At 39.3% G+C, this 25,660-nt stretch carries 25 protein-coding genes; 16 read left to right on the top strand and 9 right to left on the bottom strand.

The features are described from left to right. Positions 1-3: 3 nt before the first annotated feature. The 4 genes from pyrH to F3D68_RS01020 are packed head-to-tail and all read left to right on the top strand — an operon-like array spanning position 4 to position 2,834. Positions 4-720, top strand: a complete 717-nt coding sequence (gene pyrH, locus F3D68_RS01035) for a UMP kinase (protein WP_151192681.1) — start codon at positions 4-6, stop codon at positions 718-720. Between the two features lie 12 nt (positions 721-732). Beyond that, on the top strand, positions 733-1,290 hold the full coding sequence (gene frr, locus F3D68_RS01030) for a ribosome recycling factor (RefSeq protein ID WP_151192680.1): 558 nt from the start codon (positions 733-735) through the stop codon (positions 1,288-1,290). Positions 1,291-1,296: 6 nt separating this feature from the next. Next, entirely contained in the window at positions 1,297-2,037 is a 741-nt protein-coding gene (gene uppS, locus F3D68_RS01025; RefSeq protein WP_151192679.1) for a polyprenyl diphosphate synthase, read from the top strand. Beyond that, complete coding sequence (locus F3D68_RS01020; protein WP_151192678.1) at positions 2,034-2,834, top strand: phosphatidate cytidylyltransferase; 801 nt, start codon at positions 2,034-2,036, stop codon at positions 2,832-2,834. The genes uppS and F3D68_RS01020 overlap by 4 nt, the downstream gene beginning before the upstream one ends. A gap of 13 nt (positions 2,835-2,847) precedes the next feature. Here F3D68_RS01020 and F3D68_RS01015 read toward each other — a convergent pair whose 3' ends face one another. The 6 genes from F3D68_RS01015 to lptF are packed head-to-tail and all read right to left on the bottom strand — an operon-like array spanning position 2,848 to position 7,347. Next, positions 2,848-3,279 (bottom strand): DUF1841 family protein, encoded by a 432-nt coding sequence (locus F3D68_RS01015; RefSeq protein ID WP_151192677.1) that lies wholly within the window; start codon positions 3,277-3,279, stop codon positions 2,848-2,850. Continuing rightward, the gene (gene nth, locus F3D68_RS01010) at positions 3,276-3,914 is read right to left on the bottom strand and encodes an endonuclease III (RefSeq protein WP_151192676.1); all 639 of its coding nucleotides are present in this window, start codon (positions 3,912-3,914) and stop codon (positions 3,276-3,278) included. Before nth ends, F3D68_RS01015 begins: the two co-directional genes overlap by 4 nt. Before the next feature lie 9 nt (positions 3,915-3,923). Next, positions 3,924-4,547 carry an RnfABCDGE type electron transport complex subunit B gene (locus tag F3D68_RS01005; protein ID WP_151192675.1) on the bottom strand — a complete coding sequence of 208 codons (624 nt, stop codon included), beginning with the start codon at positions 4,545-4,547 and terminating at the stop codon, positions 3,924-3,926. A 52-nt stretch (positions 4,548-4,599) separates the two neighbouring features. Beyond that, a complete protein-coding gene (gene rsmD / locus F3D68_RS01000; RefSeq protein ID WP_151192674.1) occupies positions 4,600-5,187 on the bottom strand; it encodes a 16S rRNA (guanine(966)-N(2))-methyltransferase RsmD in 588 nt (195 codons plus the stop codon). A 4-nt stretch (positions 5,188-5,191) separates the two neighbouring features. After that, the gene (lptG, locus tag F3D68_RS00995) at positions 5,192-6,262 is read right to left on the bottom strand and encodes an LPS export ABC transporter permease LptG (RefSeq protein WP_117001581.1); all 1,071 of its coding nucleotides are present in this window, start codon (positions 6,260-6,262) and stop codon (positions 5,192-5,194) included. Continuing rightward, positions 6,259-7,347, bottom strand: a complete 1,089-nt coding sequence (gene lptF, locus F3D68_RS00990) for an LPS export ABC transporter permease LptF (protein ID WP_151192673.1) — start codon at positions 7,345-7,347, stop codon at positions 6,259-6,261. Before lptF ends, lptG begins: the two co-directional genes overlap by 4 nt. Positions 7,348-7,689: 342 nt before the next feature. Between lptF and galE the strand changes: the two genes are divergently transcribed. The 6 genes from galE (at position 7,690) to thrC (ending at position 15,148) form a co-directional block, all read left to right on the top strand. Continuing rightward, entirely contained in the window at positions 7,690-8,685 is a 996-nt protein-coding gene (gene galE, locus F3D68_RS00985; protein ID WP_151192672.1) for a UDP-glucose 4-epimerase GalE, read from the top strand. Positions 8,686-8,808: 123 nt separating this feature from the next. Then, complete coding sequence (yhbY, locus tag F3D68_RS00980; protein ID WP_117001578.1) at positions 8,809-9,093, top strand: ribosome assembly RNA-binding protein YhbY; 285 nt, start codon at positions 8,809-8,811, stop codon at positions 9,091-9,093. 1 nt (position 9,094) lies between these two features. Continuing rightward, complete coding sequence (hemB, locus tag F3D68_RS00975; protein ID WP_151192671.1) at positions 9,095-10,063, top strand: porphobilinogen synthase; 969 nt, start codon at positions 9,095-9,097, stop codon at positions 10,061-10,063. Between the two features lie 213 nt (positions 10,064-10,276). Then, a complete protein-coding gene (gene thrA, locus F3D68_RS00970) occupies positions 10,277-12,742 on the top strand; it encodes a bifunctional aspartate kinase/homoserine dehydrogenase I (protein WP_224728196.1) in 2,466 nt (821 codons plus the stop codon). 115 nt (positions 12,743-12,857) lie between these two features. Next, positions 12,858-13,850, top strand: a complete 993-nt coding sequence (locus F3D68_RS00965; RefSeq protein ID WP_224728195.1) for a homoserine kinase — start codon at positions 12,858-12,860, stop codon at positions 13,848-13,850. Beyond that, a complete protein-coding gene (gene thrC, locus F3D68_RS00960; RefSeq protein ID WP_151192670.1) occupies positions 13,847-15,148 on the top strand; it encodes a threonine synthase in 1,302 nt (433 codons plus the stop codon). Before F3D68_RS00965 ends, thrC begins: the two co-directional genes overlap by 4 nt. On the opposite strand, the gene rluD is transcribed toward thrC, so the two are convergent. Continuing rightward, the gene (gene rluD, locus F3D68_RS00955) at positions 15,130-16,203 is read right to left on the bottom strand and encodes a 23S rRNA pseudouridine(1911/1915/1917) synthase RluD (protein WP_151192669.1); all 1,074 of its coding nucleotides are present in this window, start codon (positions 16,201-16,203) and stop codon (positions 15,130-15,132) included. The two genes, thrC and rluD, sit on opposite strands and share 19 nt — an antisense overlap. An 87-nt stretch (positions 16,204-16,290) precedes the next feature. Between rluD and F3D68_RS00950 the strand changes: the two genes are divergently transcribed. The 5 genes from F3D68_RS00950 (at position 16,291) to F3D68_RS00930 (ending at position 21,736) form a co-directional block, all read left to right on the top strand. Next, positions 16,291-17,091 (top strand): outer membrane protein assembly factor BamD, encoded by an 801-nt coding sequence (locus F3D68_RS00950; protein ID WP_151192668.1) that lies wholly within the window; start codon positions 16,291-16,293, stop codon positions 17,089-17,091. Positions 17,092-17,180: 89 nt separating this feature from the next. After that, positions 17,181-18,251, top strand: a complete 1,071-nt coding sequence (locus F3D68_RS00945; protein ID WP_151192667.1) for a recombination-associated protein RdgC — start codon at positions 17,181-17,183, stop codon at positions 18,249-18,251. Positions 18,252-18,280: 29 nt separating this feature from the next. Beyond that, a complete protein-coding gene (dnaB, locus tag F3D68_RS00940) occupies positions 18,281-19,663 on the top strand; it encodes a replicative DNA helicase (protein ID WP_224728200.1) in 1,383 nt (460 codons plus the stop codon). A 184-nt stretch (positions 19,664-19,847) separates the two neighbouring features. Further along, positions 19,848-20,450, top strand: coding sequence for an outer membrane protein (locus F3D68_RS00935; protein ID WP_151192665.1), 603 nt, complete (start codon positions 19,848-19,850; stop codon positions 20,448-20,450). A gap of 62 nt (positions 20,451-20,512) precedes the next feature. Beyond that, entirely contained in the window at positions 20,513-21,736 is a 1,224-nt protein-coding gene (locus F3D68_RS00930; RefSeq protein ID WP_151192664.1) for an aminotransferase class V-fold PLP-dependent enzyme, read from the top strand. A 256-nt stretch (positions 21,737-21,992) separates the two neighbouring features. On the opposite strand, the gene typA is transcribed toward F3D68_RS00930, so the two are convergent. After that, positions 21,993-23,810, bottom strand: coding sequence for a translational GTPase TypA (typA, locus tag F3D68_RS00925; protein ID WP_151192663.1), 1,818 nt, complete (start codon positions 23,808-23,810; stop codon positions 21,993-21,995). 101 nt (positions 23,811-23,911) lie between these two features. After that, a complete protein-coding gene (gloA, locus tag F3D68_RS00920) occupies positions 23,912-24,304 on the bottom strand; it encodes a lactoylglutathione lyase (protein ID WP_151192662.1) in 393 nt (130 codons plus the stop codon). A gap of 326 nt (positions 24,305-24,630) precedes the next feature. On the opposite strand from gloA, the gene pheS reads away from it, so the two are divergent. Then, on the top strand, positions 24,631-25,644 hold the full coding sequence (gene pheS / locus F3D68_RS00915; RefSeq protein WP_151192661.1) for a phenylalanine--tRNA ligase subunit alpha: 1,014 nt from the start codon (positions 24,631-24,633) through the stop codon (positions 25,642-25,644). The last annotated feature ends 16 nt before the right edge of the window (positions 25,645-25,660 follow it).

The raw sequence follows: 25,660 nt of genomic DNA, 5'->3' as shown, positions 1-25,660 counted from the left end.
AATATGTCACACCTGACACTTAAGCGTGTTTTAATCAAACTAAGCGGCGAGTCGCTATCAACGGATGGCTTCGGTATCCAAGTATCAGCGGTTCAAGGCATTGTAAATGATATAAAAGAAGCATTAAGTTCAGGTGTGCAGTTGGCTATAGTCATCGGCGGAGGCAATATCCTAAGAGGTGGTCGTGCTAATTTTCAAAACCAAATTGAAAGAAGTACGGCTGATACCATGGGTATGCTTGCGACGATGATTAACGCATTGGCGTTATCAGATATATTAACGCACGCAGGTATTGACAATGAAGTGTTATCCTCGCGCGGCATTGATGGTGTGCTAGAATGCGCCAATCCAAAACGTGCAAAACGCTATTTAAATGAAGGCAAAGTGGTGATTTTTGCGGGTGGTACAGGCAATCCGTTTGTGACAACCGATACCACCGCAACGCTTCGTGCCATTGAAATTGATGCGGATGCCATTTTAAAAGTAACGACTGTTGATGGTGTTTATGATAAAGATCCAAATAAACATGATGATGCGGTTAAATTTGACAGTTTGAGTTTTAATGAAACGCTCAAACGTGAATTGGCAGTAATGGATTTAGGTTCGTTTGTACAGGCACGTGATTTTAATGTCCCTATTTGTGTATTTAATGTAAATAATTCAGGTGCCCTATTACGTGTGCTTCAAGGCAAAAGAGAAGGCACTTGGATTAGAGACTAGGAGAAACTCATTATGATTAAAGAGATTTTAGCGGATGCTAAAGACCGTATGGAAAAAAGTTTAGAGAGTTTGCGTCATGATTTGGCAAAGATCAGAACAGGACGTGCTCACCCTGACTTATTGGCGCATGTAACGATTGATTACTATGGCATTGAAACACCGATTGCACAAGCCGCTAATATTACGGTTTTGGATGCGCGCACGTTGGGTATTACGCCGTGGGAAAAAGGCTTGGCTTCAAAAATTGAAAAAGCAATTTTAATGTCTGATCTAGGGCTTAATCCAGCAAATATGGGGGATAGCTTACGTATTCCAATGCCAGCATTAAATGAAGAGCGTCGTAAAGAGATGGTTAAATTAGTGCGTTCAGAGGCGGAAAAAGGTCGCGTAGCGATTCGTAATATTCGTCGTGATGCGAACTCTGATATCAAAGATTTGTTAAAAGAGAAAGAAATCTCTGAAGATGAAGCAAAAAAAGGCGAAGAAAATATTCAAAAATTGACCAATGACATGATTGCAAAGGCAGATGTCATCGTTCAAGAAAAAGAACAAGACTTAATGGAAATTTAGTGCTATATGCCAAATGAAAACATGCCCAAGCATGTTGCAATTATCATGGATGGTAATGGGCGTTGGGCAAAAAAGAGACTTTTCCCACGTACAACAGGACATAAAGCCGCAGTCAAAAGCGTGCGTGCTGCGATTGAATTTGCCGTTGAGAAAAAGATTCAAATACTAACACTTTTTGCTTTTGGGCGTGAGAATTGGTTACGTCCAAAAGAGGAAGTTGACACGCTGATGACGCTATTTTCAGAAGTGCTTGTTAATGAAGTAGTGATGATGCAGGATAATAATGTGCGATTACATGTTGTCGGTGATCGTAGCCGTCTATCTCATGAGGTCGTTAACAATATCAGCAATGCTGAAAAAGAAACAGTGCATTGTACCGGACTGCAATTGAATGTTGCGATTGATTATAGTGGTCAATGGGAAGTATTAACTGCTGCTAAAAAGCTATTACAACAACTACAAAGTGGCGTATTGCAGGCTGATGAAATTGATCAAATCAGCGAAGAAGATTTTAATGCATGTTTGATTAAAGAAATTCAAACGCCAGTTGATTTATTGATTCGTACCAGTGGTGAACAGCGGATTAGCAATTTTATGATTTGGCAGTTGTCATATGCTGAGTTATACTTTTGCGACAAGTACTGGCCTGATTTTTCAAAAAAAGATTTTAAGTTGGCGCTAGATGAATATCAAAAGCGCACAAGACGCTTTGGCAAAACGGATGAGCAAATGAAGGGGAAAGTGTGAAGGAAAGAATTATTACTGGAATTATTTTAGGTCTTATCGTGCTATGGGCGATCTTTCGCTTAAGTGATACGATTTTTGATACCGCAGTGGCAATTATCTTATTGTTTGCTGCGTGGGAATGGGCTGCTTTTGCTAATGCAAAAACATTGCCTAAACGCATCCTGTACTTAGTCATTACATTGGTTTTAATTTATCTATCACAATATGTTAAGTTGCCGATATTAATACTATCCTGCCTTTTCTGGGTTTTCGCACTTTATTTGATATTGCGTTACCCTAATGTGCGTTTTAATGCATTATCTAATAGCTCACGTTACTTGATGGGTTTTTTTGTGATTGTACCACTATGGGTATCCGTCTCTTTATTGCATCAACAAAAACCATCATTTCTATTGTTAATGATGTTAGTGGTGACACTTGCCGATAGCGGCGCTTATTTCGTTGGACGTCAATATGGTAAGAAGAAGTTGGCACCGGTGATTAGTCCTAAAAAAACGATAGAAGGCTTAGCAGGAGGTGTGATATTTGGTGGCCTCGCGGGTGTTATTTGTGCGCTTATTATTAGTCACAGTCGCTATGAGCAAACCATTTTAATTATCCTATCTTTTGTGATTGTGTTAATTGCACTATTGGGTGATCTTTTTGAAAGCATGATCAAACGCGAATGTGGCGTTAAAGACAGTGGCAATATTCTACCAGGGCATGGTGGTGTTTTAGATCGTATGGATAGTTTGTTTTCAAGCTTACCGGTGTTTGTGTTAGTTTTGTTAGCATTTGGGTTGTTAAGCTTGAGTTAAAGCCTCATATTTTTTATCGAGAAATTAGTAACTGTAATTGTTCAAGATAGTTTAACTCATCAGGTGGCATATGATTCTTTTGCGCGCTCCAGATCGATTCTGCTAGATGATCCATCATCATGTGCTGCACCTTATGCTCATCACGCTGTTGCTGGCAAAGCTGTTGATAAATCTGATGGATACCATGAGGGCGATTAGTAACAACTTGCTCAATTAATCCCATATGCAGTCCCATATGTAGAAATGGGTTGGTTTCACCGATTTCAGGCGGGAAGTCTTTGTCTAGATTATCTAGATTTGACAGATAATGGTGATACTCAGGATGATGCTCTATAATCCGTGTGATTTGCGTTTCAAGGTCAGTTAGTGGCTGCTTGATTAAATACTTATGCCAACTGTCAAAGTATAGTTTTCTTAGTTCTAAGCGATCGGAGCTAAAAATCATAAATAGGCTTCTTTTTGTTTGAATTCACATAAATCATAAATGGGGCATGTGCCGCATTTTGGCTTTTTCGCAGTGCAGATATAACGACCATGTAAAATAAGCCAATGGTGGGCGTCTTTTAAAAACTGTTTGGGAATGACTTTAAGTAAATGCATCTCCACTTCATTGACATTTTTGCCAGGGGCTAAATTGATGCGATTGGCAATGCGAAAAATATGCGTATCAACTGCCATAGTCAGCTCACCAAAAGCCGTGTTTAACACAACATTTGCGGTTTTGCGTCCAACACCAGGTAATGCTTCCAAAGATTTACGATCACGTGGCACAAGACTATTATGCTTTTCAATCAACAGCTGGCAGGTTTTAATAACGTTTTTAGCTTTTGTTTTATATAGACCAATCGATTGAATATATTCCATAAGGCGTGCTTCACCCAATGCCAGTATTGCTTCAGGAGTATTCGCAACGGGATAAAGCTTATCAGTGGCTTTATTTACACTAACATCCGTGGCTTGTGCTGATAAAATCACAGCAATCAAAAGCTCAAAGTCTGAGCTGTAATTTAGCTCAGTTGTCGGATTAGGATTATTATGCTGCCAGATCTCAAAAATTTTTTGACGCTTTGCTTTATTCATGAGTGTCAATTAATCCATTTTTTTCTTGGCTTTAAAGTTTGCTAAAGCTTGTTCAATATAAGCTTTCTTATCAATGTTCATGTTGCTTAAACGAATATTTTGTTGATGTTTTTTGGTCTCACTTTCTTTTTTCTGTTTAAGACGTATCGCGCGTTTATTATGTTTATTGCGATAGTGTGCTTTTTGTATTTCGTATTGAGCGTCAGTTAAGGTTTGAGGTTGTGCCTCTAAAGGGAGTTCATGCATTTCAATGCAATCCATAGGGCACGGTTCAACGCATAAATCACATCCAGTGCATTCTTCATTAATCACCGTATGCATTAATTTTTTAGCCCCCATGATGGCATCGACAGGACAAGCTAAAATGCATTTAGTGCAGCCAATACACAGATCTTCATTAATCCATGCAACTTTCTTTGGCGCATGCGTACCACAGCTTTTATCAAGGGTTAATTTTTCTCGTTGTAATAATTTTGCCAATGCATCTGCACCTTGTTGCCCCCCCGGTGGGCAGCGATTGTGCTTCTCGCCATTAGTGATGGCCTTGGCATAATCATAGCAATCTTGATAACCGCATTTAGTGCATTGGGTTTGTGGTAAAAGCGCATCGATGGCGTCAATGGATACAATCATTGGAGTATTAAATTATTTCATTCATCTGATAAGTTGGGCATTGTAGCACAAATCATGATTTTTGTAACAAGCATGCAGAAACTGCACCTTGCTTAGTTTGTTTGAGTATAGTGAAGTGTGACAGTGATGGCGGTAGGTTGTTACTTGCGTATTCAGCATAAATAACGCAATCATTATTGATATTGACATTGTTAAGGATGCTAGAGAGTGACTGCTCCAATAGATCACTACTAAACGGCGGGTCAAGGAAAATGACATTATAGTTATCGCAAGCTTTCAGATGAGTTAAAACATCTCTTTGATAGATAGTGGCATTTTCTATGTTGAGTTTGTTTTTATTACTGTTTAAATGCTTTATCGCATGAGCGTCAAGCTCAAAGAAATCACAAGACTTTGCCAAACGTGAAAGGGCTTCAAAACCTAGCGTGCCACTGCCTGCGAAAGCATCAAGACAGTTTGCGTCAACAACATAAGGCGTAAGCCAGTTAAATAGCGTCTCACGCAAACGATCTGAAGTTGGGCGCAGATTAGTGTTATTTGTGCCACTAAATTCAATCTGGCGTGATTTGTACTTGCCAGCAATAATGCGTACTTTGCTTAATGGTGCTTTATTAGTGTGTGTTTTAGAAAGAGGGCGCATTGTCTTATTCTCGCATTTTCCAAAATAAGAAGCCCAAAATAATCAAAAAGATAAAGCTTGGAATAGCCGCACCCCAGAATCCTGAGAGGTTATATACAAGGCTAAAGGGTCCAAAGGTTTGATTAATAATATAGAAGCTAAAGCCAAAGAGCATGCCGATGATAAATTTATAGCCCAAGGCTGATGAGCGCATCGATCCCAAAGAGAAGGGCACTGCAATCAACATTAAAATAATCAGTGAGAGCGGTTGAAAGAAAGTCTGCCAAAATTTAAGCCAAATGCGATTGGCACTTTGCTGACCTTCTTTATTGACTTTGATATAGTCAATCAGCTCGCTTAAATTAAGATAATCAGTATTGGAGGTAATTATCTTAAGTAAAAAGGGTGGTAATAGGTTGTTCCAGTATTGTTGTTTATCATGGTAAACAATGCTGCTATCTTTGCCAATTTGCGTGCTTGAGACATCATTAACTTGCCATTGCTTATTGGTAAATAATGCATTATCAGCATGATCAATTGCCGTGAGTTGATTGTTATCGATGGTGTATTTAGTGATGTCTTTAAGCTTGCCATTAGCATCGTTTTTGCCAACATGAATAAATGCGTTGCCCTCACGAATCCATAAGGTTTGCGTATCATATAATACTAATGCTTCATTGCCACCGGTGGCAAGCGTTTTGTTAATCGTTGCCTTTTTTTGGAAATATGGTGCAATATAGGCGCCAGTTAAAAATGTTAAAAACGCCAAGCCAAAAGCTGCCAAAAGTACGCCTTTAGCAATTTGTGTGATCGATTGACCTGAGGCACGCATGACGATCAATTCACTATTATTGGCTAAAAGCCCCAAGCCCATGAGCCCTCCCAATAAAGCGCACACCGGCATGATTAGGTAAATATTGGCAGGCACCTCATAGAGAACGTACAAAAAGGCAGCTAATGCGGTGAAGTTGCCTTTGCCAATGTCACCGGCTTGTGCAATATAAGTGAATAAAAAGAAAATGGCAGTTAATGCCAGAATCATAATAAAAGAGGTGTATAAAACGGTTGAGGCGACATATAAAGTTAAGCGTTTCATGCGTTGACCTCTTTGGTTTTCTCTTCAAAGACGCGTCCATTGTATTGTTTGAGTATCAAAAGCATAATACCGGCAAAGACAATATGTACCCACCAAAGTCCAAGCCAACTTGGAATGTTGCCATCATTAAGCCATGACTTGGATAAAGACAGAAGGTTAAAATAAAGAATAAATACAATAAGGGCTGGAATGATTTTACTATAGCGACTTTGGCGTGGGCGCATTTTACACATCGCTAATGCGATGAGCGAAGATACGAGTATTGCCAAAGGAAAGCTTAAGCGCCATTGCAGCTCAGCCTGATAGCGTGGTTCATTGCTATTTATTAGCTCTGAAGTAGGAACAGATTCGATTGAGTTGTTGTAGCCTACGCTAACCTTGGTTGGAATAAATTGTGTCGCTTCAGTGAAATGACCTTTCTGCACCTCAGCAACCCCAGGTTTTGCATCATAGAAGTAGCCGTTTTTAAGCACTAGATATTGATTGCCATCAGGTCTTGTTTCGGCATATCCGGTAGGCGCTGTGATAATCGTGCTGCCATTGTTGGGTTTTTGCTGATAAATGAAAATATCATGCAAAGTGCCATCAGGATCGGTTGACTTGGTATAAACGACTTGTTTGCCATCACTAAAGGGTGTGATTTTTCCTGGCTGAATAAAGCTTAAAAGCGAACTTTTAGTCGTTGTCTTTTGTACCAGAAAATAGTTTTGATCCATTTTTGGTAAAACCAATAACGTTAAAATAAGCTCTATTGCAAAGAGACTTAATGCGGGAATCATGATGAATTTCAATAAGCGAAACCAGCTAGTACCACAGGCAAATGTAACAGTGAGCTCATTGTTTGCAAACATCTTGCCGTAAACAATCAAAATGGCAAAGAAAAAGGCGATTGGTAGTAAATAGGCGATATATTTTGGTAGCATGACTGAGATCATTTTAAAAACAGCATCAGCCTCGATATTGCCGCCAGAAACGATCGATAAGTAACGCACAAACATGTTGCTGATGACAATCAACAGTAGGATAAGAATAATCGCCATCGTCATATTCACAAGCTCGCGATTAAGATAACGTAATAAAATCAAAATTTATCCTCTACAAACCATTATGTAACCAAATAAAAATATAAGTTAATTAACTCGATACTAAAAACTTAGTGTATTTTACACGAATGTGTCAGAAAATCAGTGTTTTTGTCAGCTATTTTGAAGTTACATATATCGCGCTAAAGCTTAGTTTGAATGAAAAATGTTGGAGTTGATTCCAGTTTTTATCTAAAAAGTCTGGAGTCTGTTCCAAGTTTTTTGTTAAAAACCTAGAGTTGATTCCAACTTTGTCGTTTTTATATTAACTTCTGATTGGCGTTATTTTGTTAATTTGTTAGATTAGCGGTATTAAAAGATTAAAGTGATATCAATAAGGCAAAAATGATTTTAATAACTGGCGGCACTGGATTTATCGGCTCGCATACGGTGGTTGAGTTTTTAACAGCAGGCTTAGATGTGGTTATTTTGGATAATCTTTATAACAGTAGTGATGATATTATTAAACGCATTGCAAAAATCACCGCTAAAAATCCTACCTTTGTTAAAGGTGACATACGTGATGAAGCCGTATTGCAGCAGGTTTTCAGTCAATATGATATCAAAATGGTGATCCATTTTGCAGCATTAAAGGCCGTGGGAGAGAGTGTTTTTAAACCACTGGAGTATTATGATAATAATGTTGCAGGTACGCTAAATTTATTAAAAGTCATGCAGCAACATCATGTCAAAAGCTTTGTGTTTAGCTCATCAGCTACGGTTTATGGTAATCCACAAGAAATCCCGATTACTGAAAAATGTCCGATTGGCACACCAACCAATCCTTATGGTGTCTCTAAAGTGATGGTTGAGAAAATACTGCAGGATTTGGCATTCGCTGATAATGAGTGGTCGATTGCGTTGCTAAGATACTTCAATCCAGTCGGTGCGCATAAAAGTGGTTTAATTGGTGAATTACCAAATGGTGTGCCAAATAATTTATTACCTTATCTCACACAGGTGGTTAGTGGCAAGTTGGCAAAGTTATCTGTTTTTGGTAATGATTATAATACGCCCGATGGCACAGGGGTTCGTGATTATATCCATGTGGTGGATTTGGCGTTAGGACATCTAAAAGCATATGAATATATTAAGAATCAAAAAGGTTGTCATATTTGGAACTTAGGTACGGGTAATGGTTATTCGGTACTTGAAGTCATTGATGCCTTTGAAAAAGCTACAGGAGAGAAAGTGCCCTTTGAGATAAAGCCACGACGCGCCGGAGATATTGATGAGTGTTGGGCTGATTGCTCAAAAGCAAAAAATGAGCTTAATTGGCACGCGACACGCGATATTAAGGAAATGATGATCGATAGCTGGCGCTGGCAGAGTAGTCAATAGATCTAAGTCTGGGAAATCAAATTAAGATATTAAGATAAATAAAAAGTAAAGCTAGTTAAGCCTAGGCAAATAAGTGTAGAATTGCTTCGGTTTATATATGTTATTTAAAATACAGAGGAAAATATGGCATTAACATCACAGCAGCGTCAACAGCTAAAGGCGCAAGCACATAGTTTAAATCCAGTGGTTATGCTTGGAGATAAAGGATTAACGGAGAATGTGTTAACTGAAATTGATTTAGCATTAACGGCACATGAGCTTATTAAAGTTAAAATTGCAGGTGCTGAAAAAGAAGTGCGTCAAGCAACGACTGAGGAAATTTGTCAGAAGACCAAATGTGAGTTGGTGCAATTAATTGGCAATATCTCGATATTATATCGCAAGAAGCCAAAGAAAAAAGGGGCATAACATGGGGGTTTTCCCGGTGACACGTCCAAGAAGATTGCGCCGAACTGAAGTATTGCGAGAGCATATTGCTGAGACGCGTCTGCATATGAGTGATTTGATGTATCCGGTATTTGTCGTCCATGGTGAGAACATCAAGCGCGAAATTACGGCAATGCCAAATCAGTATCACTGGTCACTTGATCTGCTGCCTGAGTTGATTGATGAGATAAAAAAAGCCGGTGTTTTATCGATTATGCTGTTTGGTATTCCGGCGAGTAAAGATAAATATGCCTCAGAAAATTATGCCGATGATGGCATCGTGCAGCAAGCGATTGCTAAGATCAAAGCGCTTCATCCACAATTGATCATTGCCACAGATGTTTGTTTGTGCGCATACACTGAAGATGGGCATTGCGGTATCGTGCATAATGATGAGATTAATAATGATCAGACCTTAGAGATATTGCAAAAAACAGCGGTTTCACATGCTAAAGCCGGGGCTGATATCGTGGCACCCAGTGGCATGATGGATGGTATGATTCAAGCGATGCGTTATGCCTTGGATCAAGAAGATTATGCTGAAGTTGCGATTATGTCTTATGCGGTGAAATATGCTTCAAGCTTTTATGGACCCTTTAGAAGTGCGTGTGACTCAACGCCAAAGGGTGACAGAAAGTCTTATCAAATGGATTATCGCAATAAAAAAGAAGCACTTAAAGAAGCGCAAATGGATGAAGATGAGGGTGCTGATTTTTTAATGATAAAACCGGCTTTAAGCTACTTGGATATTATTCAAGATGTTAAAGCTAATAGCACGTTACCGATTGCGGCATATCATGTCAGTGGTGAGTATGCGATGATTAAAGCTGCAGCTGAGAAAGGCTGGATTGATGAAAAAGGCGTTACCCTTGAATCCTTAACAGCGATAAAGCGCGCTGGTGCCAAAATCATTCTTACTTATAGTGCACTCGATGTTGCTATGTGGTTATAAGTAGTCGCAGAATCTAAAAGCACCTACCGTACCCTGAGCAAAGTCGAAGCGCTGCACTAAGCATCAGTCGAAGTGGGTATCTCTAAAATCACATATTAACAAAAGCTTAAATAGGTGCGTATTTCTGTAAACTTAAGCGCAGGTAGCACCATCACCAAATAGTTGATTTTTTATAATGAATTCTGCCGAATAATCTCTATATAATGAAACCTCATGCTAATTTTTGAAGGTGAGTTATTGATGGAATATATCGTACATAAATTTGGTGGTAGTAGTCTTGCAGACGTGGTGAAAATTGAGCGTGTAGTTAATATTATTGGCACGACACCGCAATCAGTGGTTGTTTCTGCAAGTGGTAAAACCACGAGTTTACTAAAAAAATCCATTGAACTTGCCTTAGAGAATAAAGACAGCAGTAAAATTATTGCACAACTTACTGAACATCATCTATCTTTGATTAGCACATTATGCCCTGAAGATAAAGCGCTTAAGAGTGCCTTTGAGAGTGATGTTAAACATTTAAAGCAAATGCTTACGACCATTGCCTTAAGTGGTATTTGTGGTGATGCTTTGGAGTATTTTATCTTAGGGTTTGGTGAGCTATGGTCGGCACAAATTTTAACAGGCGCTTTGCAATATAAAGGAATGAATACTGAGTTTATTGATGCATCGGAAGTGTTATTTATCGATGATAATCATAAGCCTGTCAGTGTTGATTGGCAAAGAAGTCAGCAAGCGGTTGATCAGAAATTTAATGATCGCAAACATAAAACTTATATCATTACGGGGTTTATTGCCCAAAACCAAGAAGGTGTGCGTAGTATTTTAGGCATGAATTGTAGCGATTACTCCTCAGCTATTTTTGCTAAGCTTTTGCAAGCCAGTAAATTAGTGATCTGGACGGATGTTGCTGGTGTTTATAGTGCGAACCCACAAGTAGTTAAAACTGCGCGTCAATTGAAACAGCTATCCTATAAAGAAGCGTTAGAGCTTGCCTATTTTGGCGCTTCAGTGGTTCATCCATTAACAATTAATCCGATGATGGAAATGGGGATTCCGATTGAGATAAAAAGTAGTTATGAGCCGCAAAAAGAAGGAACAGAAATTATTCGCGCATTGGATAAGACCAACCTTGAGCAATACCTTATCAAAGGCTTAACGAGTATTTCCAATGTTGCCTTGATGCGTGTACAGGGTGCGGGCATTATTGGCGTCTCGGGAATGGCAGCCAAAGTTTTTAGTGTGCTTGAGCAATCGCAAGTATCAGTGATGATGATCTCGCAATCAAGCTCGGAGTATTCGATTTGTTTTGCGATTGAAGCAAAACTTGCCAAGCGCGCTACTAAAGCACTAGAGCGTCATTTCAAAGCGGAAATTGAGCGCGGTGATATTGAACATATTTATTGCGAGACGGGTTATGCAATGATTACAGCAGTTGGTGATGGACTAAGGGCGCAACCTGGTGCTTTAGCACGTGTGATTAAACCACTAGCAGATGCCAAGATTAACATTCATGCGATTACCCAAGGCTCATCCGAGCGCAGTATCACCGTTACCGTTAAAAAAGAAGATGAAGATCTCGCACTTAATTTAATTCATCAACAAGCCAAAAATCCACCCGTACAAGAAATGGTGATTGCACTTATCGGTGTCGGAGGTATTGGTGCCGAGCTTGTCAATCAGCTAAAACAACAGCAACAAGTTTTACATAAGCAAAATATTAATTTGCGTTTGGTTGCTGTAATGAGCTCAACGAAGTTATTGTGTGCTGATGATCTTTTGTTAGAGAGTGAGCTACTTCACCAATTAAAAGCAAGTGATTGTAAAGCGGATACAAATGCTTTGGCAAAATATTTACAATCTATTTCATGTGCACACAAGGTGCTTGTCGATGCAACGGCAAGCGTTGATATTGCTCGAGTCTATGTTGATTTCTTGGCACAAGGTATTCATGTAGTGACACCCAATAAATATGCTAATACGCAGTCGATGGATTATTATCGCAAACTTCGGCAAGTAGCGCGTAATCATAATGTTACATTTAAATATGAAACGAATGTCTGTGCGGGATTACCACTGATTAGCACTATAGAAACGTTGCAAAAAACGGGTGACAAAATCCATAAGATTCAAGGAGTTTTTTCAGGGACACTGAGTTTTATTTTTAATGAAGTCAATAAAGGTAAAAGCTTTGTTGAGAGTTTAATGCTCGCTTATGACAAGGGTTACACTGAACCTGATCCACGTGAGGATTTATCCGGTATGGATGTAGCACGCAAAGTGGTGTGTTTAGCGCGTGAGATCGGTGTGAGTCTTGAGCTAAGTGATGTTGACGTGCAAAATTTGACACCTGAAAATTTAAGATCATGCTCAAAAGAGGAGTTTTTAAAGAAAATCAACTCTCATGATAAGGAGTTAACACAACAGCTTAAAGCCTTGCAAGGTAAAGCTTCAGCACTGCATTTTGTGGGAGAAGTATCAGATACCGGTGAGGCGAAAGTGTCTGTCGCATCATTAGCGCAAAACAGTCCCTTTGTGAGCTTAGATGGTGCAGATAATATGGTGCTTATTTATTCCAAGCGCTATGCGCATTCACCAATGGTGATAAGAGGTGCAGGCGCTGGTGTTAAAGTGACTGCAGCGGGTGTTTTTGGTGATATATTGGCAATTTCCAATTAAGGCAAAATTGACAGGAATAGTGCCCCGTGAAAGCATATGAAAACACCCCTCACCCGACAGGCTTTGCCTGTCGGGTGAGGGGGAATGATGCGTTTAGAGGTAAAGGACTTAATCAATGGATGAAATGATAAAAAGAATAAAGAAAATAGAAATAAATGAAAAGATAGCTAAAGTAACTGCATTTGCGCCAGCAACAAGTGCAAACTTTGCAGTAGGGTTTGATTTGATGGGCTTTGCGTTATCAGGTGTCGGTGACACAGTGCATTTACAAAAGCGTGATGATAAGCAATTAGTTATCAAACAAATTTGTGGGTTATTAACAGATAAAGAGTTAAGTCTAGATGTTGATAAAAATGTTTGTGGTTCGGTGATAAAGAAATTTTTACAAGATCACCAGCTATCAATTGGTTTAGATATTACCATTGAAAAAGGCATTCCTTTAGGCTCTGGCATTGGCGGTTCTGCTGCATCTTCAGTCGCGGCAATACTTGCAGTTAATGAATTCTTGGTAAAACCTTTAGCAAAAGAGCAGTTAATTGATTATGCCATTTATGGTGAGAGTCTTATCTCTGGTGGTGTTTATCACGGTGATAATGCCGTACCTGCGATGTTTGGTGGTTTGGTGTTGCTACAAAACTCATCGCCATGTGAGTTTATTCAACTGCCGAGTTTAGATTTATATGCTAGTGTTGTTGTACCTAATCTAAAAATCGAAACCAAAGAAGCACGAAAGTTGATTGATGTGCCTTTTATGATCAAAGAGTTTGTCGCACAGAGTGCTAAAACTGCGGCGATAATTAGTGCGCTATATGAGGGTGATCTTGTGCGTTTTAAAAAACATTTTGTTGATGTGTTAGTTGAGCCAAAACGCAAAGTACTTATTAAGGGTTTTGATCAGGCAAAACAAAAAGCAGTTGAACTTGGCGCACTTGGGTTTGGTATCTCGGGTTCAGGTCCTGCTGTATTTGCTCTAAGTAACAACGAAGATACTGCAGCGATCGCAAATGAATTAGTTAAAGTGTTTGCTAAAGAGGGGCTATCAGCAGAGAAATATATTACAAGCTTATCTGCAAAAGGTGGGCAAATTATCGCGAAGGAGGAAGTATGAAATTTATCAGTACCAGAGGTGATGCCAAGGCTGTATCGATATCAAGCGCATTACAAAATGGCTTAGCAGAAGATGGAGGACTTTATGTGCCTGAAGCTTTTCCACTGTTTGATTGGAGGGCTTTAGATAGTGCAATGAGCTATCCTGACTTTGCAACAAAACTATTAACCCCATTTTGTAAAGGCGATGCACTTGAAAGCCAATTAAGCACAATATGCCATGAGAGCTTTAGTTTTCCTTTACCACTGGTCAGTGTTGATCAAAAAACATCGGTACTTGAGCTTTTTCATGGTGCAACTTTGTCATTTAAAGATTTTGGGGCGAGATTTCTAGCCAATGCCTTAAGTCATATTAAAACCGATAAAAAGTTTACGATTATGGTCGCAACATCAGGTGATACAGGCTCTGCGGTTGCCGCGGCTTTTTATCAAAAGCAAAACATCAATGTTATGGTGCTATTTCCGAAGGGTAAAATCTCAATGCGTCAGCAAAAGCAGATTACTTGCTGGCAAGATAATGTTTGTGCAGTTGAGGTTGATGGCACATTTGATGATTGCCAAGCATTGGTTAAAGGCGCATTTGCCGATAAATGGTGGCAGAATAATACGTATTTAAATACATCTAATAGTATTAACATTGGACGGCTGTTACCACAAACAACCTATTACGCTTATGTTGCTTGGCAGTATTTTTTAAAGCATGGTAAAAAGGCAAATTTCATCGTGCCATCGGGTAATATTGGCAATGTTTGCGCTTGTTTCTGGGCGAAAAAAATGGGTTTGCCGATTGGTGATATTGTCATTGCTCAAAATGAAAATAACGTCATTGGGCAGTTTTTAGAACATAAAACATTGCCCAATAAAGCCAGTATCGAGACACTTGCCAATGCGATGGATGTCGGTAAGCCAAGTAACTTTGAGCGCCTTTATGCGCTCTTCCCTGGTTTTGACGTTTTTGCTCATGAGGTAAAAGCTTTTAAAGCATCTGATAGTGATATTAAAAAGATGATTGCTGAGGTGAAGAATGAGCATAATATGCTTATTTGTCCACATACGGCAACTGCATTTTTTGCGCGTGAGTCTTTGCCAGAAGACACGCATTATATCGTTGTCGCAACTGCCCATCCGGCAAAGTTTGAAGAAGTGATCGAACCAATTGTCAAAGAGAAAATTAAAGTGCCTGAGCACTTAAACAAATTACTTGAAAAGAAACAACAAAGTGTTGGAATTTCTGCAAATCTTAATGCCTTAACAGAGCAGTATCAGGCATACTTTAGTGTTTATTCTTCATCCTCATAATCATCGTAATCTTCATCGTCAAAGTCGTCATAATCATCGGCGAAATCAAAATAATCATCATCAAACTCATCTTCTTCATAGCTATATAAACTCTCAGCATCTTGGCGCAATGTGAGGATCAGCGCTTGCATATCTTTGGGAGGTTTAGCACTAAATTCAACAACTTCAGCACTCACTGGGTGAATGAAAGCCAGTTTATAAGCATGTAAGGCTTGGCGGCTAAAGTCTTTTAATACATCTTGTGCTTCATCAGATAAGCCGCGCGCAAGTTTTAATCTCGGGTTATAAACAGGATCTCCTACTAATGGCGCTTTAAGATGTGCCATATGCACACGAATTTGATGGGTGCGTCCAGTTTCTAGTTTGCAACGAATGCGTGTATGTGCACGATAGCGCTCCAATACCACAAAGTGGGTAATGGCTTCTTTGCCCGTAGGGGTCACCGCCATTTTTAAGCGATTATGTGGGCTTCTACCAATTTTGGTTTTGATCGTGCTGCCCACCGTAATATAACCTGTGGCAATTGCTTCATACTCACGTTTGACTTGACGTTTGGATAATTGAGCAACAAGTGATGCATGTGCTTTGAGACTTTTAGCAGCAACCATTAATCCAGAAGTATCTTTATCCAGTCTGTGAACAATGCCGGTGCGTGGCACCTTGGCGAATGCTGGATCATGTGCCAATAGCGCATTGGATAATGTACCGGATAAGTTGCCAGCTCCGGGATGAACAGTCAGACCCGCAGGCTTATTAATAACGATGACATCATCGTCTTCATAAATAATATCAAGCGGGATATCCTCTGGCTGCCAGTGGTTTTTATCCTCCGGTGTCGCATTAAGTGATATTTCCTCGCCACCAATGATTTTATCTTTGGCTTTTTTGATCTCACCATTAACAAGAATGGCACCTTGTTTTAGCCATTTTTGTAGTTGTGAGCGTGAGTAGTCACTGAAAACGTTGGATAAGCATTGATCCAAACGTTGACCAGCACAGCTTTCAGGTGCAATAACATTTTGCTGAATGTTTTTAGATACGGTATGATGTGGCACAAATAAAATCCTATCAAGACGCCGGTTAAATTGTGCATCATTGTAAACAATAAATGACAAAGGCGGTAATAAATTAAAGGGTAATCGATGAAAAAGATCAGTTTGGCATTAAGCGGCTTGGGCGCGCTTTTGTTAATGGCAGGATGTTCAACAACAACGACTAAGGCATTGCCATATCAAGGCGAAAGTGCTGAGTATATTTATGCCAAAGGGCACGAGCAGGTTAAAGATGGCGATTATTATAAAGCGATTGATACCTTTAGATCGTTAAACTCGCAATATCCATTCCAAAGCTATACCGAAATGGGTAATTTAGAGCTTATTTACTCTTATTATGAAGATGGGCAGCCTGAGATGGCGTTGGGGTTGGCACGCCAGTTTTTACGCGCTTATCCGACATCAAAGCATTTGGGTTATGTTTATTATATGATGGGTGTGATTAACTATGATAATGGTCGTGGGTTCTTACAGCGCCGCTTGCCATACGATATGGCGCAACATGATCCCGCATCATACTTACAAGCGTTTAATGATTTAAAGCGCTCGGTCATCTTAAGCCCTAAAGCTTCTTATGCCGAGGATGCAAGGCGTCGTATGGTGCATATTAATAATGTCGTGGCTGAATATGAATATAATATCGCTAATTTCTACTTTGAGCATGAAGCTTATGTTGCTGCGATTAATCGCGCTAAGATCATCGTTGAGAAATATTCACAAAGTAACTCGATTGAAAATGCATTGGTTCTGTTGATTAGAAGTTATGATATTTTGAAAATGCCTGAGTTAGCTGAGAAATCAATGGAAGTATTAAAGGCAAACTATCCTAATAATGCGTATTTAAAATCTTTAGAAGATGCAGCAAAACGCCCAACGGTAGTATTTAAATAAACTCAATCAATTATGTGAAGTTGGTTGATGTAGAACTCATAAAGCGCTTAATGATAAAAGCGCTTTTTTAATGAATAAAGGTAATAATTATGTGGTTTAAAAATTTAGCATTGTTTCAATTTACAGAAGACTTTACAACCAGTGCTGAAGATCTTGAAAAACAATTAGCCGAGCATGCATTTAGTCCGTGCTCAACAAGTGCACCCATATCAATGGGCTGGGTATCGCCAATGGCACAAGATATGCCATTAGTGCATGCAGCCTCGGGCTTTATGATGGTGTCATTTAAAATCCAAGAAAAGATGGTGCCCGCTGGCGTTATCAAAGAAGTCTTGGATGAAAAAGTTGAAGAAATTGAGCTAAGAGAATCGCGTAAAGTCAAAAAGAAAGAAAAAGATACGTTAAAAGAAGAGATTTATCAAAGCTTATTGCCGCGCGCCTTTACGCGCAACACCGTGATTAATGCTTATATTGACACGCAAGCAGGTTGGCTTATTGTCAATGCTTCATCCGCTAAAAAAGCGGAGCACTTAACCGTTAATTTACGCAAAGCCTTAGGCAGTTTGAAAATTCGTATTCCTGAGGTGTTGCCAGTTTCTATGCTTCTGACACAATGGCTTAAAACCAATGAATACCCGCAAGATCTAACGATTGAAGATCAATGTGTGTTACAAGATAATAAAGATGCCTCAGGTATTATCCGCTGTCAGCGCCAGAATCTATTTACCGATGATATTTTGTCACTGATTGACTCAGGGCGTGAAGTGATCCAGCTGGGGTTATCATGGCAGGATCAGCTAAGTTTTGTTATCAATGATGAGTTTATGTTGAAATCATTAAAGTTTTTAGAAGTCGTACAAGACAAAGCCAATGATATTGTTTCTGAAACAAAGCAAGAACGCTTTGATGCTGACTTTATTATTATGGCCGAAACCTTGCGTGAATTTATTGATTTTATTATGCAGATTTTTGCTAAAGAGGTTCAAGAAACTGAAGTTTCTGATACAGCAAATACAATGACTGATATAAGTCCTGTTGAAAATGACGAAGAAATAAGTCAAGCACATGATGAGGATGATGTGCCATGGGAAGAAAGTGAAGTAACAGATGATACACTTGATACTTCAGTTGGTATATCAGTTGATCATCAAAACCAATAATGTGATAGTTTATGCATCCAAATGAAGTAATGTCTTTAAATAGCCAGCTTGAGAATATCAAGCGACCACCATCCTCAATCGATGCTGAACGCTCGGTTATTGGTGGATTGATACTGGATAATGAAGCATGGTTTAAGATTGAAGAAATTCTGCGACCTGATGACTTTTACAGCATGCAACATCGCATTGTTTTTCGCCAAATGCAAAAGCTTATTAAAGATGAATCACCTTTTGATATCATTACTTTAAGCGATTCACTGTCGAATGAGAAACTATTAGAACAAGCTGGCGGACTTCACTACTTAGCTGAGATTGCCAAAAATACGCCAACTGCTGCTAACGTTGTCGCTTATGCTGAAATTGTTAAAGAGCGCTCAAAATTACGCGTGCTTTTAAATACGGCAACCGATATTGCCAATATGGTTTATGTGCCAGAAGGGCGCAAAGCCGAAGATATCTTGGATGTTGCTGAGCAGAAAATCTTGGCAATTGCTGAGAGTGATACTCAGCGCAGTGATGGACCAAAATCTGTGCGTGATATTATCCCGAGTGTGATTGATCGCATTGATGCGATGATGGAAGCAAGTGATGGTATTACCGGAATCTCCAGTGGCTTTACCGATTTGGATGAGTTAACTTCAGGCTTGCATCCGGCGAATTTAGTGATTGTTGCCGGACGTCCGTCAATGGGTAAAACAACCTTTGCCATGAATTTGGCTGAGAATGTTGCCAGAGGTGCTGAAAAGCCTGTACTTGTTTTTAGTTTGGAGATGCCTTCAGAAGATATTGTGCTGAGGATGATTTCATCTCTTGGTCGGGTTGAGCAAAATGCGCTAAGAAATGGTCGCCTAGAAGATGAGCACTGGGCAAAGATCACAACGGCAATGGAAGTATTATCCAAAGATTTCAATATGCATATTGATGATAGTGCGGGTTTATCTCCTGCTGATATGCGCTCACGTGCACGTAAACTCTATAAAGAGCAGGGAGGCTTAAGCATGATTGTTGTCGATTATCTGCAATTGATGAAGGTGCCTGGTTATGAAAACAATCGTACCCAAGAGGTCTCGGAAATCTCTCGTGCTTTAAAGTCTCTTGCCAAAGAGCTGCATGTTCCTGTCGTGGCATTATCTCAGCTTAATCGTGCGGTTGATGATCGCGCGGACAAACGTCCTATGATGTCAGATCTACGTGAGTCCGGTGCCATTGAGCAGGACGCCGATGTGATTATGTTTGTTTATCGCGATGAGGTTTATCACAAAGATAAAGAAGATAATAAAGGACTCGGTGAAATTATTATCGGTAAGCAACGTAATGGTCCAATTGGCAGTATTAAAGTGCATTTTGAAGGGCGCTTCTGTCGCTTTGCTGATTTAACTTTTGAGCAAAGTGTGCCGTTTGGGGTGTATTAAATATATTTTAGGATGTGCTGCCCCCTGTTCTATATCTTAAATTTATTAGCATCTAGCCTTATAAGTGCGCTAATTTACAATTTTCATACATTTTTTAATGTCTCTTTTTTGTACAATTCCTTTGGCTTAGTTGATAAGCAATGTAGTTAGGTTAATCAATCAAATAAAAAGGTAAAAGTTAAGTATGAAAAAGTGGAGTTTATTTGTAATGTCTTTAACATTGGTGAGTATATGCCAAAGCTCATTTGCTAGCGCTCAGACCGGTTTTGTTGTAGGAATGGATATGGGGGCAGATATCCCAGCTGGACATAGCGAGAGTGAATATGGTGGTGACTATAAACGAGCAGCATATAATCTAGGTATTATTTTAGGCTATGATTATGCAATTAATAATAAAATTAGTCTTGGCGTTGAAGCGGTTCCTAATACGGGCGGTTTAAATGCTTCAAGTGCTGGAATAGGGTACCTGCCGATAATGTTAACAACTAAGTTTTATCCATTTAAAAATGGCTTCAATATGTTTGCTAAGGTTGGTGTTGCTTATTTATATGGTTCAGGTACTTTTCTTGAGACAGCAGCAAAAGATATATCACGGTCATGGCAGCCAACTTTTGCTATAGGCACAGGCTACCAGTACAAGCGTATAAATTTCTATGTTCAGTATCAATATACTCAAATGAATATAGCCTACAAAGGTAATAATTTCTTGTCTCCAGAAGACTATTATAAGGAAAGTTATAATGGTGCACTAAACAGTATTTTAGTAGGAGTTGCTTATACTTTTTAAATTTACATTCAAGTATGTTTTAACTTAGAATGTTACTAGAACTTAGTAACAGAGCATTTCAAATGTTAGATATACAAAAAATTCGTCAAGACTTTCCTTTTTTAAAGCAAACGATTCATGGTAAACCGGTGGTGTTTTTAGACACCGGTGCATCAGCACAAAAACCTAATATTGTCATTGATGCGGTGAAAGATAGCTATACCAATGATTATGCGAATGTTCATCGTGGCGTGTATTATTTGAGTGATCAAGCCACTGAGAAATACGAAGGCACGCGTAAGGTTGTTCAGCACTTCATTGGTGCGCAAAAGATGGAAGAAATTATTTTCACCAAAGGCACGACGGAGTCGATTAATCTGGTGGCAAGCTCGTTATTGGATCAGTATTTTAATGGGGATGACGAGATTATCATTACCGAGATGGAGCATCATGCCAATATTGTGCCATGGCAGTTAATGAGTAAACATAAACCATTGACGATTAAGTATATACCCGTAACCGATAAAGGGGAGCTTGATTTATCTGTTTTACCTACGCTTTTAACAGACAAGACCAAACTTATCTCATTAACGCATTGTTCAAATGTATTGGGGACGATTAATCCTATTAAAGAAATTATACAAAGCATTCGCAAAACACACCCTGAAGTTGCGATTGTTGTTGATGGCGCGCAGTCTGTCGTTCATCAAAAAATCGATGTAGTTGATTTGGATTGTGATTTCTTTGCCTTTTCCTCACATAAGCTCTATGGCACGACGGGTGTTGGTGTGTTGTATGCCAAAGAGAAATGGCATAAACTGATGTCTCCTTATCAAGGCGGTGGTGATATGATCAAGCTTGTGACGATGAGTGAGACGACATTTGCTGATCCCCCGTATAAATTTGAGGCAGGGACTCCCGATATTATTGGCGTGATTGGTTTATCCAAAGCCATTGAATATGTGCAAAGTATCGGACTTTGTAAGATTAAAGCGCATGAAGAAACGCTGCTTCACTATGCCACAGAAAAATTACAAACTATTTCAGGGCTTAGAATATTAGGTGAAAGTTCACATAAATCTGCGGTAATTACCTTTGTTATTGACGGATTTCATGCCAATGATTTGGGTACGTTACTTGACTTGTCCGGCGTGTGTGTGCGCACAGGACATCATTGCGCACAACCGTTATTACAACGCTACAACGTGCCATCGACGGTGCGAGCATCTTTTGGTGTTTACAATACCAAAGAAGATGTTGATATGTTGGTTGAAGGACTACATAAAGCGATTAAGATGTTATCTTAAATGGTAGTGAATTATTTGGGCTATGAACCAAGTCCAGCCATTCCAAACGTGCCCTGAGCAAAGTCGAAGGGCATGCAAAGATGAGTGGCTTCGACTAATGCTCAGCCAACGTTTATGTTTATAGTGAATTAAGTAGCCATGCAAATCTTATCAGGTATTTTTTGGATTCCTGGATCAAGTCCGAGAATGCCAGCAAGCCGTCATATTCGGGCTTGACCCGAATATCCATTATTACAATAAGCTATTGTTTAGGTACTTATTCTTTTGAGCGTGAATAGCGCTTACGATCTGATTCAGTCAAAAGTTTCTTACGCAGACGGATTGATTTTGGTGTGATCTCAACTAATTCATCATCTTCGATAAATTCTAATGCATACTCAAGGGTAATTTTAATGGGTGTAGTTAACACGATACTTTCATCTTTACCAGAGGCACGCATATTGGTTAGTTGTTTGCCTTTACAAGGGTTAACCGTCAAATCATTATCACGTGAGTTAATGCCGATGATCATACCTTCATAAACTTCAACGCCATGACCAATAAACATTTTGCCACGTTCTTGTAAATTAAACAGAGCAAATGCCACTGCTTTACCAGCACAAATGGAAATTAAAGTGCCGTTTAGGCGCGATTCAATAATTCCCTTTTTCATAGGGCCATAATGATCAAATATCTTATTGATAATGCCAGTGCCTGAAGTAATAGTTAAAAACTCAGTGTAAAAGCCAATTAGACCACGCGAAGGGATGATAAATTCTAAGCGTACACGACCTTTGCCATCTGGTTCCATATTTCTAAGCTCACCTTGGCGTAAGCCCATTTTTTCCATAACAGAACCTTGATACTGTTCATCAACATCAATAATGGCTTGCTCATACGGCTCACACATCTCACCATCAATTTCTTTAAAGATCACATGTGGACGTGATACGGCGATTTCAAAGCCTTCGCGACGCATGTTTTCAAGTAAGATAGATAGGTGAAGCTCACCGCGACCAGAAACCTTGAATTTATCAGGGTCATCTAGTTGTTCAACACGAAGAGCAACGTTGTGTAAAAGCTCTTTTTCCAAACGATCTTTAATTTGACGAGAAGTTACAAATTTACCTTCGCGCCCAGCAAATGGCGAGTTGTTCACTTGGAAAGTCATCGAAATGGTTGGCTCATCAACGGATAATGGCGGCAGTGCTTCAACGCAATCTAATGCGCAAATGGTGTCAGAGATATTAATTCCTTCAATACCTGTAATACAGATGATGTCTCCAGCGGACGCTTCAGGCACTTCAACACGCTCAAGTCCCATATGTCCTAATACTTGCAATACACGACCTTGTCTTGTGTTGCCGTTTTTATCAATAATACTTACCGGTGTATTGGTTTTAATCTTACCACGTTTAATGCGTCCAATACCGATTGTGCCAACGAAGCTTGAATAATCCAATGAAGAAATTTGCATTTGAAATGCACCTTCTTTATCGACTTCAGGTGGCGATACACGCTCAACAATTGTCTCAAATAGGGCATTCATATTATCGGTGGTTTCATTTGCATCCATTGTTGCAAAGCCATTTAATGCCGATGTGTAGACAACAGGGAAATCAAGTTGCTCATCCGTGGCACCCAAGCGGTCAAATAGGTCAAAGACTTGATCCATAACCCAATCAGGGCGGGCACCTGGACGGTCAATCTTGTTAATAACAACAATGGGCCTTAAACCGCGCGCGAATGCTTTTTCAGTAACAAAGCGTGTTTGTGGCATAGGACCATCAACGGCATCAACCAAAAGAAGCACAGAGTCAACCATTGACATCACACGTTCTACTTCACCACCGAAGTCAGCATGTCCTGGTGTGTCAACGATGTTAATACGATAATCATTCCATTTAATAGCGGTGTTTTTAGCAAGAATCGTAATGCCACGCTCTTTTTCTAAGTCGTTGGAGTCCATTACACGCTCAACATCAGCGCCACGCGTTTTTAATGTGCCCGATTGCTGTAATAGTTTATCAACTAGCGTTGTTTTGCCATGGTCAACGTGTGCGATAATTGCGATATTACGTAAATTTTCGATCATAAAATTATATTCTTTTAAGAGTTAGCGTAAATTGATTAGTGATTGTACGGTCACATTTAAAATACGCAATGTTTTTTTGTGAGAATTGCATGTCTCAATTATTAGCGGACTTTCTTATTAATGAGTTCAATCTGATAACCATTAGGGTCTTTGACAAAAGCAATGACACTGGTGCCACCTTTGACAGGGCCAGCTTCACGCGTGACAATCCCTCCTTGTTTCTTAATCTCCTCACAGCTTTGATAAACATCCTCGACTTCAATACATAAATGCCCAAAAGCATTGCCATGATCATAACTATCGGTATCCCAGTTATAAGTCAGTTCAATGGCGGTAATGGCATTGATGTCATTGCCATATCCCATGAACGCTAATGTATAGCGATAAGCCTCGTTATCCATTTTTTTAAGTAAATTCATGCCAAAAATAGTTTGATAAAAATTAATCGATTCTTCGAGATTATTAACACGAATCATAATGTGAGCTAGACGCATAATGTTGTCCTTTGTTCTTATTGTATGAATCTGTGCAGAATGTTAATAAAACAGCATGGGTCTGACAAGGTAAATCATACCAATCTCACAGCAATAAGTTCTACAAAACGCCTGATGATAGGTATATACCCATCGTAAGCCATTTTATAGTGTTTAATGTTGAAGAAGTTTTTGGTGTTTTTGAATGATTGGATTGCAGGTAGTAGCTAGGACTATTAGCAAGATCAAATCATTCAAAAGTGCAAGAAATTCAATAGCAGAAATACTGTAAACTGGTTTGTGATGGGTATATAATGCTCGCCATTATTTGAGTAAAGGTAACATGCATGCAAATCGTAGATGAAATCTGTTTAAAAGCATTAACAGACGTCGAAAATACAAAAAACAGACAAGATTTAGATCATATTCGCGTTCAATATTTGGGGAAAAAGGGTGAGCTTACCGAGATTATGAAGCAGTTAGGTAGTTTGCCGAATGAAGAGAAGCCAAAGCTTGGGCAAGCTGTCAATGAAGCGAAGAATAAATTGCAAATGGCTATTACCGCACGCTTGGATGTGTTAAATGCGATTGAATTGGCGCAAAAGTTAGCAGCTGAGAAAATTGATGTCACGCTTTCAGGTATTGGACATGAGCAAGGTACATTGCATCCGGTTTCAACAAGCATGCAGCGCATTGAAGAGTTTTTTAGCAAAATGGGCTTTGCGATTGAATATGGTCCTGAAGTTGAGGATGACTATCATAACTTTGAAGCATTGAATATTCCTGATCATCATCCAGCGCGTGCCATGCATGATACTTTTTACTTTAATCCCAATACTGTGTTAAGAACACATACTTCCGGTGTGCAAATCAGAACAATGGAAAAACAAGAACCACCGATTCGTATGATCGCACCAGGGCGTGTTTATCGTTGTGATTCTGATATGACACATACGCCGATGTTTCATCAGGTGGAGGGTTTGTGGATTGATGAGAAGGCATCATTTGCTGATCTAAAAGGCTTGTTAAATGCCTTTTTAAATGCCTTTTTTGAGAAAGATCTAAAGATGCGTTTTCGTCCTTCATATTTCCCATTTACTGAGCCTTCAGCCGAAGCTGATATGGAATGTGTGATGTGCGAAGGGCAAGGTTGTCGCGTGTGCAAGCAAACTGGTTGGCTTGAAGTATTAGGTTGCGGCATGGTACATCCTAATGTGTTAAAAGCCGGCGGCATTGATAATGAGAAATATCGCGGATTTGCTTTTGGTATGGGTGTTGAGCGCTTGACTATGTTGCGTTATGGTATTAATGATTTACGTTTATTTTTTGAGAATGATTTACGATTTTTAAAACAGTTTTAAATCGTACATAATATAT

Origin of the sequence: Cysteiniphilum sp. JM-1, assembly GCF_008711525.1 — a bacterium.
GTDB lineage: Bacteria > Pseudomonadota > Gammaproteobacteria > Francisellales > Francisellaceae > Caedibacter.
This window is presented reverse-complemented; position numbering and strand designations above follow the sequence as displayed.

Bases quoted from the DNA above. Each gene is read 5' to 3' on its own strand.
- gloA (WP_151192662.1), bottom strand. From the start codon at position 24,304: ATGCGTCTAGCTCACATTATGATTCGTGTTAATAATCTCGAAGAATCG.
- typA (WP_151192663.1), bottom strand. From the start codon at position 23,810: ATGATCGAAAATTTACGTAATATCGCAATTATCGCACACGTTGACCAT.
- F3D68_RS00965 (WP_224728195.1), top strand. From the start codon at position 12,858: ATGGATGAAATGATAAAAAGAATAAAGAAAATAGAAATAAATGAAAAG.
- thrA (WP_224728196.1), top strand. From the start codon at position 10,277: ATGCTAATTTTTGAAGGTGAGTTATTGATGGAATATATCGTACATAAA.
- F3D68_RS00930 (WP_151192664.1), top strand. From the start codon at position 20,513: ATGTTAGATATACAAAAAATTCGTCAAGACTTTCCTTTTTTAAAGCAA.
- nth (WP_151192676.1), bottom strand. From the start codon at position 3,914: ATGAATAAAGCAAAGCGTCAAAAAATTTTTGAGATCTGGCAGCATAAT.
- F3D68_RS00945 (WP_151192667.1), top strand. From the start codon at position 17,181: ATGTGGTTTAAAAATTTAGCATTGTTTCAATTTACAGAAGACTTTACA.
- rsmD (WP_151192674.1), bottom strand. From the start codon at position 5,187: ATGCGCCCTCTTTCTAAAACACACACTAATAAAGCACCATTAAGCAAA.
- pheS (WP_151192661.1), top strand. From the start codon at position 24,631: ATGCAAATCGTAGATGAAATCTGTTTAAAAGCATTAACAGACGTCGAA.
- galE (WP_151192672.1), top strand. From the start codon at position 7,690: ATGATTTTAATAACTGGCGGCACTGGATTTATCGGCTCGCATACGGTG.
- lptG (WP_117001581.1), bottom strand. From the start codon at position 6,262: ATGAAACGCTTAACTTTATATGTCGCCTCAACCGTTTTATACACCTCT.
- F3D68_RS00935 (WP_151192665.1), top strand. From the start codon at position 19,848: ATGAAAAAGTGGAGTTTATTTGTAATGTCTTTAACATTGGTGAGTATA.
- pyrH (WP_151192681.1), top strand. From the start codon at position 4: ATGTCACACCTGACACTTAAGCGTGTTTTAATCAAACTAAGCGGCGAG.
- yhbY (WP_117001578.1), top strand. From the start codon at position 8,809: ATGGCATTAACATCACAGCAGCGTCAACAGCTAAAGGCGCAAGCACAT.
- F3D68_RS00950 (WP_151192668.1), top strand. From the start codon at position 16,291: ATGAAAAAGATCAGTTTGGCATTAAGCGGCTTGGGCGCGCTTTTGTTA.
- F3D68_RS01015 (WP_151192677.1), bottom strand. From the start codon at position 3,279: ATGATTTTTAGCTCCGATCGCTTAGAACTAAGAAAACTATACTTTGAC.
- uppS (WP_151192679.1), top strand. From the start codon at position 1,297: ATGCCAAATGAAAACATGCCCAAGCATGTTGCAATTATCATGGATGGT.
- hemB (WP_151192671.1), top strand. From the start codon at position 9,095: ATGGGGGTTTTCCCGGTGACACGTCCAAGAAGATTGCGCCGAACTGAA.
- frr (WP_151192680.1), top strand. From the start codon at position 733: ATGATTAAAGAGATTTTAGCGGATGCTAAAGACCGTATGGAAAAAAGT.
- thrC (WP_151192670.1), top strand. From the start codon at position 13,847: ATGAAATTTATCAGTACCAGAGGTGATGCCAAGGCTGTATCGATATCA.
- dnaB (WP_224728200.1), top strand. From the start codon at position 18,281: ATGTCTTTAAATAGCCAGCTTGAGAATATCAAGCGACCACCATCCTCA.
- F3D68_RS01005 (WP_151192675.1), bottom strand. From the start codon at position 4,547: ATGATTGTATCCATTGACGCCATCGATGCGCTTTTACCACAAACCCAA.